General features: G+C 53.0%; 7 protein-coding genes. All 7 read right to left on the bottom strand.

Features of this window, described 5'->3' with window-relative positions; all coding sequences use genetic code 11:
• On the bottom strand, positions 1-3,349 hold a 3,349-nt coding region (locus tag BUB30_RS27890; protein WP_221408811.1), incomplete at its 3' end, for an immunoglobulin domain-containing protein.
• 75 nt (positions 3,350-3,424) lie between these two features.
• Positions 3,425-4,672, bottom strand: a complete 1,248-nt coding sequence (locus BUB30_RS27885; protein WP_143165116.1) for a hypothetical protein — start codon at positions 4,670-4,672, stop codon at positions 3,425-3,427.
• Positions 4,659-5,771 (bottom strand): porin family protein, encoded by a 1,113-nt coding sequence (locus BUB30_RS27880; RefSeq protein ID WP_073141143.1) that lies wholly within the window; start codon positions 5,769-5,771, stop codon positions 4,659-4,661. The genes BUB30_RS27885 and BUB30_RS27880 overlap by 14 nt, the downstream gene beginning before the upstream one ends.
• Entirely contained in the window at positions 5,771-8,926 is a 3,156-nt protein-coding gene (locus tag BUB30_RS27875; protein WP_143165115.1) for an nSTAND1 domain-containing NTPase, read from the bottom strand. The genes BUB30_RS27880 and BUB30_RS27875 overlap by 1 nt, the downstream gene beginning before the upstream one ends.
• A 186-nt stretch (positions 8,927-9,112) precedes the next feature.
• Entirely contained in the window at positions 9,113-9,457 is a 345-nt protein-coding gene (rplT, locus tag BUB30_RS27870; protein ID WP_073141140.1) for a 50S ribosomal protein L20, read from the bottom strand.
• An 82-nt stretch (positions 9,458-9,539) separates the two neighbouring features.
• Positions 9,540-9,734: a 50S ribosomal protein L35 gene (gene rpmI, locus BUB30_RS27865; RefSeq protein ID WP_073141137.1), complete on the bottom strand. Its 195-nt coding sequence runs from the start codon at positions 9,732-9,734 to the stop codon at positions 9,540-9,542.
• Positions 9,735-9,756: 22 nt separating this feature from the next.
• Positions 9,757-10,329, bottom strand: coding sequence for a translation initiation factor IF-3 (gene infC, locus BUB30_RS27860; RefSeq protein ID WP_073141136.1), 573 nt, complete (start codon positions 10,327-10,329; stop codon positions 9,757-9,759).
• Between the last annotated feature and the right edge of the window lie 37 nt (positions 10,330-10,366).

Here is a 10,366-nt window from a genome sequence, read left to right as displayed (position 1 = left end):
GGATCGTATAAGTCGATGAGGTTGCTCCTCCAATATTAACACCATTCTTTCTCCATTGATACGTTAACGCAGTTCCCGTTGCCGTTACACTGAACGAGGCCGGAACACCTTCGCACAATGCCTGACTGGCTACAGGCTGTGCGGTGATGGCCGGAGCGGTGTTCACGGTCAAGACCGCGTTGCCGCTGGTGACTGGAGTGGCACAGATGCCGTTGACCGTCACACTGTAATTGCCTGCATCCGTTGTCGCAATACTCGCGATACTATAGGTCGGGTTGGTTGCACCGCCGATGGGTGAACCGTTCTTAAGCCACTGGTAGGTTGGGCTGGTCGTTACACCAACATTCACGCTGAAAGTCACCGGACTGCCAACACACAACGTTTGACTGGCGGGGCCGGCAAGAATCTCGGGCAACTCTCGCACAGTTAAAACAGAACCGTTGCTGGTTACGGGAGGTGCACACGTGCCGCTTACTATAACGGTGTACGTTGCCCCATCTGCCGTTACAATACTTGGAATGGTATAGGTGGAAGACGTCGCCCCTCCGATGTTGACGCCATTCTTTCTCCATTGATAGGTGAGCGCAGTTCCGGATGCCGTTACGCTAAAGGAAGCCGACCCACCTTCGCATATGGCCTGACTGGCTATGGGCTGCGCGGTGATGGCTGGAGCGGTATTGACCGTCAAGACTCCGTTGCCGCTGGTGACCGGAGTGCCACAAATGCCATTGACGGTTACACTATAGTTGGCCGCATCTGTCGTGGCGACGCTGGCAATGGTGTAGGTCGGGTTCGTGGCACCGCCGATGACGGTACCGTTTTTGCGCCATTGATAGCTCGGGGTGGTTGTGGCTCCAACGTTCACACTAAAGGTTACCGGGCTACCGGCACATACCGTTTGGCTGGCAGGATCAGCAAGGACCTCTGGCAACTCCCGCACGGTCAAAACAGAACCGTTACTGGTCACGGGAGGCGTACACGTTCCGGATACTTCTACTGTATACGTTGCTCCATCTGCGGTTGCAATCGTCGGGATGGTGTAGGTTGCCGATGTTGCACCCCCTATGTCGACGCCATTCTTTTTCCACTGATAGGTTAGTGATGTTCCCGATGCTGTTACGCTAAACGAAGCGGAAAGGCCTTCGCATATCGCCTGGCTTGCCACCGGCTGCGCGCTGATGGCCGGAGGCGTGTTCACGGTCAGGAGTCCATTGCCGCTGGTGACCGGGCTGGCGCAAATACCGTTGACGGTTACGCTATAGTTGGCTGCATCTGTCGCGGCGACACTGGCAATCGTATAGGTCGGGTTGGTGGCCCCACCGATGATAGTACCGTTTTTGCGCCATTGATAGGTTGGGTTGGTCGTCACACCAACGTTCACACTGAAGGTCACCGGGCTGCCAACGCATACGGCTTGGCTGGCCGGATCAGCCAGGATCTCTGGCAATTCCCGGACGGTCAAAACCGAACCGTTACTGGTTACGGGAGGCGTGCACGTTCCACTGACCACGACGGTATACGTGGCTCCGTCTGCTGTTGCAATAATGGGGATGTTATACGTCGCCGCCGTGGCCCCCCCTATGTCAATACCATTCTTTTTCCACTGATAGGTTGGTGCCGTTCCTGTTGCTGTTACGCTAAAGGATGCCGCCACACCTTCGCACAGGGCCTGGCTTGCTACAGGCTGCACACTGATTGCAGGCGCCGTGTTCACGGTCAACGTCACCGGCGCGCTGTTAACGGGAGCGCCACACACTCCACTCACCCGAACGCTATAGCTTCCCGCATCCCCTACTACGGTAGTCGGGATGGTGTAGGTCGCACTATTCGTGCCGACAGGCGTTGCGCCCTTGAACCATTGATAGCTCGGCGAGGTGGTGACGCCGGGATTTACCGTGAACGTGGCCGCTGCTCCAGCGCACACCGTTACGTTCGCGGGAGGCGAAGTTATTTCTGCATTCTCTTGTACGGTCAACGTTGAGGCCGAGCTATTGATGGCGGGTGTGCACCCGTTGCTGACCACGACGGTGTAGGTAGCATTGTCCGCAGCCGCTACACCGGTAATGGAATAAGTATTTGTGTTCGCACCAGGAATGTCGACACCGTTCTTACGCCATTGATAGGAAAGACTGCTGCCGGTGGCGGTTACACTGAAGTTGGCGTTGCCCCCCTCACAGAGGGTTTGTGAAGCAACTGGCTGCACGGTGATGGCGGCGGGTTGCAAAACGGTGATGGTCGCAAAGCTGTAGATGTCGGCCTGGCATCCAGGCGCGGCGGTGTTGGTGGCATGGATCTTTATGTCCGTGGTGGTCGTCAACGCATTGCTCTCGATGATATTCGAACCTGCCGTAAACGTGTAGGTCGGACTCATCGGGCTGTTGTCGGAAACACGCAACAGTTGGTAGATGACGTTCGCTTGCGCGGGAATAGTGAACTGCGCTTTTTGTCCGTTGCAAATAGTCGTGGTGATGTTGGTAGGAACCACCGCTGCGGGCGGTGCGGTGACCACGACCGACTGTTGACTCGTACACGAAGGGATAAAGGCTACATAGCTGGCGGCGGCGGTCCAATTCGTATTGTTTCGACCGGGCACGATCGTGGCAGCTGTTCCACCTGAGTTTTCGATGCCTTGGGTCATCCCAAATCCCCCATCGAATTGGATGTTCTGACAATGTAACTCAATGATGTTTGTCGATTCGTGGAGTTGCACCTGAACGGTCACCGACTGCGGCGCGCCGGAGTGTCGCACACCAATAAAATTGACGATAAACCTGCGGCGGGGTGCTGTGCCTACCAACGCCGTGGTAACCGTTCCCCCGGTAGAAATATCGAGGTTGTCCCAGGCAGCAGCGATCAGGTTGTTGGGCGTGGTGGCGGAAGGAAGGGTCTGGTTTGCTCCTGAATTGGTCGGCGCTCCAAAAATGAGATATCCGTTGGCATTGATGGTCAACGTGCTGTAGGTATTGCCGTAGAATGAAAAATTGAAGCCTATGCCCGTGCTGGGGCTGCTTTCGTCGGCTGGCAATGAAGGAAAGGAAACCGTCGAGCCGGCAGTAGGATCCGGGTTATAGTAGCTGCTGGTGGTGTTTACCGTATAAGAAGCAGTGGCGCCGTTGGTCGTGTATAGTGTATGTGTTCCAACACCGGCCACTGAAGGGTCGAACGTGGTGCCGCTAACGCCCGGGCCATAGTAGGTTGTGCCCCCCGTAAGGGTAAAAGCAGCATCATTGGAGCAATACGCGGGGTTGAGGTTTGTAAAATTACACTGCGACCACGCAACGAATGGCGTGAATAAGGCTATCCCTATTACTATTAGAAAACGAAGCCCTGACTTGTAAAGTCTAACCATTTAGGTCTGGATAAAGGATATGACTTAATTTTTTTAAATCAAAAAATGTAACCACTTAATATACTTCTACTTCCATTAATTTGAAAAGCCGCCGTTTTTGTTGACAATGATCAGGGCCATCTTTTTCTGGGTTTCCAGGTCTATGGTTCCCAGAACGGCAATCCTTCCATCTTTTAAGGCGGCCACCGCACCGGCCGTATCGTCTCCGTCCTCGTTGCCAAAGCTGGTCGACCACACCTTGGAGCCGTCCAGCCGGATGTGCACGAGGAAGATGTTGCGGTTATTGTTGTCTTGGATTTCGTTGGCCAACAGGAAATAGCCCTCTTCTCGGATGGCGCTCGCCACGGCAACGCCTTCCATTTTTCCACCAAAAGGCAGCGTTTGCGCAAGCTTCGTCATACTCAAGTCCTTGCTGTATTTCGTGACGAAAATGTCCCGGTTGGAGCCGTCCTCGTTAGTACCGATCATAAAGAAGCCATCCTCCTGTGAGGCCGGTACCCGGATGGCCTGGGATGCCTTCTGTTTTTGACCGCTTTGTCCTGTGGTCACGCGCACGCCGCTTGGTAAGCCGTCAACATTCACTACGATCACTTCGAACTTGTCTTCAAAGTCCGCTTGTTCGTCTTTCTTTCTGTCCGAATAACCGAACAAAGCATACTTGGTCTCGCCTTGCAAGGGCACCTCAAACACCTTGACTGCAAATCCCTCGTGTTCGCCACCCTGCCACGACAACGTATCTACCGTGGTCAACGATTGATCTACACGTAACGAAATAATATCCGCATGATCGTCTGGCGAAGGCTGAGCGTTTCTATCCGGGTCCGGTGCCGCATTGCCACAGACAATAAAGTCACTGTCCGAGGATGGCGTTACCGATTTAACAGTTTGCCACTTGTCAGTATCCAGGATAAGGCTGTCAATACCCTTGCCGCTTTGGTCTACAATCGTGATGCGGATCTTGGATTCAGTGTCCGTTCCCACGTTGGAAACCACGACGAGTTTACCTTGATGGATACCCGACGGGATCAGTTCCACGTCAACGGCTTTTTCATTGCGGCCGCCCATTTGATGTTGCCACAGCACATTGCCCAACGAGTCCGTCTTCACAATGAAAGGGATGCTAAGCTCTGTGAGCGACGAAGAATTGCCTAACAGGATCATCGAACCATCGCCGTTCACATAAATATCCACGCCTTCCTGATTGCCGTCTTCCCCGTAATATTTAATGAAATAGTCTTGAAAAACAGGATCCACCTTGTTGCCGGTGTCGCACCCCAACAACATGACCACCATCGCGACAAGGGCTATTTTAGTTATCCGCATTATCGTCTTTTTTAATTTTGCGCAGCACGGATTTGGTTCGCGCATGCTTCAACTTCCGGGCTTTATAAAAGGGATGTATATAACCGATGGAGATCGACAGGTTATCCAACCGGAAGTCATCGTCCACATAGGTCCATCGATACGTGATATCGTCGTAGCGATGGTCGGTGTTTACCACATTTTTAAAGCCGAGGGAATATCTCAGGTCAACAAAGAAGTAGTTGAGGCCATATTTGTATTTCACACCACCGCCGACAAACAACGCCTCGTTAAAACTTTGACGTTTGTCTTTGAAGTTGAGGTTAGGGCTTTGCTTATCGCTGGAGGCAATTTCATCGCCTGATTTAAGGTCCCGGTTAAAGATCTTGATGTTGACGTTATCGGTCAAGAGCCTTCGGACAGAAAAACCGAGATAGCCATAGGGGCGGAAGCGGCCGGCATTGTCACTGTATTTTATAGAAAGCGGCAGCGATATCCAGCTCTGGCGCTCGGTCATCTCCACGATGTCTTTGTTCTGCCCGAAAAGATTGGTGGTCGTGTGTTTAAAAACCGTGGAGGCAAAGCTCAGGCCCACCGAGGCGCTGATGTGCTCGTCGTAATGATAGTCGAATCCCGCATCGGCGTGGTATCCCATTTTCAGAGTGTACTTCTCTTTCGTTCCGGCTTCACCACCGATGTTCACGTCGTGTATGACGCGCACAGGCGACACGTTGGGTCCCGCCGATGCCCAGAACGAAAAGATGGGACTGGCTGTAAATTTCCGGCTGAGGTAAACCAGGTCGATGGGGTCACGGGTTTGGTCGGGCAGGAATTCGGGATTGGCCCGCAACACATTGAGATAACTTTGTTCCGCACCCAGCGGATCTTCCAGCAGCAAGTAGGTCTCCGCCAACAATAAATTGGCCCGTTGGCGCCACTCGGTGTTTTGATTTTTTTCCAGGCAGTCGCTCAAAAGCCCCGGAATGCCATAGAGGTGGCCTTCGTTGAATTCCTCCTGGGCACGGGCCAGCGTTAACTCGCATTCGTCCTGGGCAAAGAGCGGCCCTGCGGAGAATGTGAGAAGAACCAGAAAACAGCCTATAATCTTTTCGACAACCATCAATACTCCTTGATTAATAACCGTACACAGGTATTTTCATAGGGGATCTCATCCACATTACCCACATACTTCTTCCACTCGTCTTGTGTCATGTTGCGCGTCAACTTAGGACAGATCTGCTCGGCCAGCAACGAGGGGTCTGTTGGCCACACACGGATCTCGGACTCACTGCATGCAGCGATAAGATAGTCGGATCCTTTTGCAAATTCAATATCCCAGATAAATCCATTGTTGTTGCCCATCACCACCGGCAGGTCTTCGGGATAATCCAGCACATAAAGCTGCAGGCGTTTATCCAACCCGGCGCTCGCCAGGAGTTTTTCATCCGGGCTAAAGGCCACATCGTTCACCCCGGCGCGGTGACCGGTGAATTGCCGGGTCTCTTTGGTTTTGAAATCGTAAATTTTCACCAGGCCGCGCTTGTTCACGACGTCGTCCACGCCATAGGCCAGGTAGCGGCCGCTGGGGCTGAACTTCACGGTGAGAACGCGGTTCGGATTGTCGTCGGCAATGAGCGTTGTGGTTTTGTCGCTGAGATTGAACAGGATCACCTGCCCGGACCACGACACGCCCGCCAATTGCTTGCCGTCGCGGCTGATGTTGATGGACTTGAGTTCATAAGGCAACGTGGCCAGTGTTTGTACACTGCCCGTCTTCGGGTCGATCTGTGACAGCGTGTTGCCGGCGCTGGAGACAATGAAGGCAGAATTGTCGGGCAGGAATTGCATGCTGTTGCTCGCACCGCTCAGGCCTTTCACCACCATGGGCCGGCTGTTGCCGTTCTTCAGGTTGTAGATCTGCACAAAAGCAGAATCGCTGCCGTTCACCAGGTAGGTCTCGTCGCTGCTCAGCGCAATGACCTTTGAAGGGTAGGGATTGGCATAGGGGGTGGCGGCATTCGTGAGCTTTTCAAAATTGCCTTTATAGATCCGTCCGTCTGCCCCGGCGGCATAGAACTCGTCTTTCTTATCGGTCATGACCAGGGACTTCATGTGCACGCGCGGCGGTCCCTGGATCTTCATGGCGTTGTAGGTCAATCCATTGATCTTGGTGAGGGCGCTGTATAACCCGGTGTAGATATAGGGCTCGTACTTCTTGCCTTCGTAGCGGCGGTGGAATAAAAAGCCTTGCATGGCCATCAAACCGCTCAGGTCGTTGTCGTCGTCTTCAACGGCTGCCTTAGACGCCAATTCCTGGGCTTTGGTGAGCATGAACAGACGGTTGGCTTCTTTGTAGTTTTCTTCGGCGCGGACAAATTCCGTTTGGGCGCGGTTTCTTTCCACGCGCGCGGAGTCGCGTTGCACGTTGGCCTCCACCAGGTTGCTCAAAGCCTCGTTGCGGGCCTCGCGCGCGGTGTTCAGGGCTACTTGTAACTGCTGGGTGGTTTCGGTGATCTGATCAAATGCTCTTTGCAGCTCCTCTTTCTGTTTCTGTACGATCGCTGCCTGTTCTTCGGCCTTGCGTTGGTTTTCCTGGGCGATCTTCGACTGCGTGACGGCCTCCTCGCGGTTCTTGTCGGCGCGGAGCTTATCGGCATCGGCCTGCAGTTTCTGGAGATAGGCAAACACGAAAAAGATGATGGCTACGATGAAGGCGATCCCCAGGATGATGGCCGTGGCACGTGTTCTTCTCAACACGCGGCGCTGCATCATTTCCTGGTTCTTCAATTCGGCCTCATAGGTAATGCGGCTGGTGTCGAGGAACACGATGGCCCGTTCGAAGGCCTCGTCGTAGCGTTGGCCCCATTCGCGGGTGGGGTTTTGTTTCTTCTGCCAGTTGAGGGCCAGTTGCAAATCGGGCGGACGCCACAAACCGGTCTTGCCGATCTGGTACATCGCCGCCGCTTCGGACAAGCGCTTGTACATCGACGCCGATTCAAATTCGTCGTCTACCCAGCCGGCCAGGCGGTTCCAGATGCGCATGAGGCTTTCGTGCGAAAGCTCGATCATGGAATCGGTGTTCAGCGGGATGTTGGCCGCGGGCATGAGGAAAGAGCGTCCGGCGCGACGGAAATGATCGACGATGCTGATCACTTCTTCTTCGCTGGCTTCGGCTAATTCAGCGACCAACCCAAGCCTGCACGCCCTGCGCTTGCCGAGGTTGTTCTGGTTCTTTTCGGTAATATTTTTAAAGAGAACTTCAGCGATCTGCTTGTCTCTTGTCGAAAGCTCGTCATAGGCTTCGTTGGCGTGTTGGGCCAGGGCCTGGCTCACTTTACCCACAGCGTTGTAGTGCCGTATGTCGATGGGCTCGCCGGGTTCGTGGTTGGAAATCCAATAGTCCCACGTGCGCATGAGGGCATGCTGCAAGATGGGGAGTTGGTCCTGGTTGTTGCCCACGTCGTTGAGCAGGCGCTTCACCAGGCGGTTGGATATAGCTCCTCCGGCCACGGTGACGGGCCCTTCAATGATGGAGCGCTTTTGTTCGCGCGTCAGTTGGGGCACCAGGTAGTTGCTGCTGTTGATCTGCTGGGTCAATCCCGAGAATACGGAACAGTCGCCAATGAAATCCGAGCGCATGGAAAGCGCGATGTACAGCGGTACTTCATTTTGTTGGATAGCCGTCAGGATGAGGTTCACATACAGCTGCGCCTCGTTCAACCCCTCTTCGCTGTTGTTGAATTCGCGGTAGCGAAAGATCTCTTCAAATTGGTCGACCAGGAAGAACACATTCTCTTCGCCCGAGCGTTGCACGTGGCGGGCGATCTCGATCAGGCCGTTGGCACCGCTCCGCAGGATGGAGTTGATGATCGCTTTTTGGATTTGTGCGTCCTGGGCGTCCAGCCGCTTGGTCTTCACCATGAAATCCACAATCGAATCGGTGAGGCTGTTGATGGGCGATGGACCCGGGCGGGTGGTGATCACATTCCAGAAGGAACCCGATTCGGTCACAAAGCCGCCATAGAGCACAGGCACCAGCCCGCAGGCCATGAGGGAAGACTTACCGCTACCCGAGTAACCCATGACGGTGACAAAGCGGTTGCGGGCGATCTTGAGAAGTATATCGTCTATCTGACCGTCGCGGCCGAAGAACAGGTGAGAATCGTCAATTGAGAATGCACGGAGACCGGGAAACGGGTTTTCGCTCCCTACCTGGACGTTGATGGTGACGTCCTTTGAATATCCAGAGTCGCTATGTAATGGCTCGTTCAGCATGGGCACACCGTAGAAGCCAGAATAGATAACCGAGATGGAAAAGTTATACTGCGCACTTCAGGTTTAAGTTTAAAAAAATAGCTCCTGTCTCTAAGCTGAACTATGCTAAGGCCGAATTTAGGCGAAATTAGTTAAAAAGAAAAGGGGCCCGAAGCCCCTTTACTACCTATCCGTAAGGTTTTTAAATTACTTTACCTTATTTACCAGTGCTTCGAAAGCTGCTGGATGGTTCATTGCCAGGTCGGCAATGACTTTGCGGTTGAGACCGATACCTGCCTTGTTGAGCTTGCCCATCAGTGCAGAGTAAGACAATCCGTGAACACGGGCGCCGGCGTTGATACGGGCGATCCAGATGCCGCGGAACTCTCTTTTCTTTTGTTTTCTATCGCGATACGCGTAGACTAAACCTTTTTCGACAGCGTTTTTGGCGACTGTCCATACATTTTTCTTACGGCCGAAGAAACCTTTGGCCAGCTTCAGGATGCGTTTGCGTTTTGCTCGTGAAGCTACATTGTTGACTGATCTTGGCATTTCATTGCATTTTTTGACGGATGGCGTTCCTTCATTTGTTCAGGACTCTTAGGCGCCAGCAATCGGGTTTAACATTTAACCACTAAAGCACGAGCATGGCTTTCACATTGTTCATATCTGCTTTGGAAACGAGGCCCTTGGCAGAAAGTCTGCGCTTCTGCTTGGTCTCCTTCTTGGTCAGAATATGATTTTTGAAAGCGTGCTTACGCTTAATTTTACCAGTGCCAGTAACTTTAAACCGTTTCTTGGCGCCTGATTTTGTTTTTAACTTAGGCATTATATATAAAAATTAGAAAACACTACTTTTTACCGGCCTTGGGCATGATGATCATCCCCATCCGCTTGCCTTCCAGCTTGGGCAGTTGCTCCACCTTGCCGAACTCCTCCAGCCCTTGCGCGAACTTCAGCAAGAGGATCTCGCCTCTTTCCTTGTACACGATCGAACGGCCGGGGAAGAATACCGTGGCTTTCACCTTGGCGCCTTCCTTGAGGAAGTTCTCGGCGTGTTTGAGCTTGAAGTTAAAATCGTGCTCGTCCGTGTTCGGGCCAAAGCGGATTTCCTTCAACACCACCTTCAGGGCTTTCGCCTTGATCTCCTTCTGTTTCTTTTTCTGCTCGTACTTAAACTTCGAATAGTCTACGATCTTACATACCGGGGGATCTGCATTGGGAGAGATCTCCACAAGGTCCAATCCCTGGTCCTGTGCCAATTTAATGGCCTGCTGGATTGGATAAACGTCAACTTTGATATCCTCTCCTACCACCCTCACGCGCTGTGCGGTTATCCTTTCGTTGATCCGATAAGGCTCTTCCGGTCGCTGGGGCCCTCTTCTGAACGGTTTGTTAAAACCGGGTCTGTTGTTATTAAAGATTGCGATACTATTAAAAATTTAAGTTTCAAAAAACAGG

This window comes from Chryseolinea serpens (assembly GCF_900129725.1).
Lineage (GTDB): Bacteria > Bacteroidota > Bacteroidia > Cytophagales > Cyclobacteriaceae > Chryseolinea > Chryseolinea serpens.
The sequence above is the reverse complement of the archived record's forward strand: the minus strand, read 5'-3'. Positions and strand labels throughout refer to the sequence as shown.

Excerpts from the sequence above, each read along its gene's own strand:
- BUB30_RS27885 (WP_143165116.1), bottom strand. The coding sequence starts at position 4,672 with ATGCGGATAACTAAAATAGCCCTTGTCGCGATGGTGGTCATGTTGTTG.
- BUB30_RS27880 (WP_073141143.1), bottom strand. The coding sequence starts at position 5,771 with ATGGTTGTCGAAAAGATTATAGGCTGTTTTCTGGTTCTTCTCACATTC.
- BUB30_RS27875 (WP_143165115.1), bottom strand. The coding sequence starts at position 8,926 with ATGCTGAACGAGCCATTACATAGCGACTCTGGATATTCAAAGGACGTC.
- rplT (WP_073141140.1), bottom strand. The coding sequence starts at position 9,457 with ATGCCAAGATCAGTCAACAATGTAGCTTCACGAGCAAAACGCAAACGC.
- rpmI (WP_073141137.1), bottom strand. The coding sequence starts at position 9,734 with ATGCCTAAGTTAAAAACAAAATCAGGCGCCAAGAAACGGTTTAAAGTT.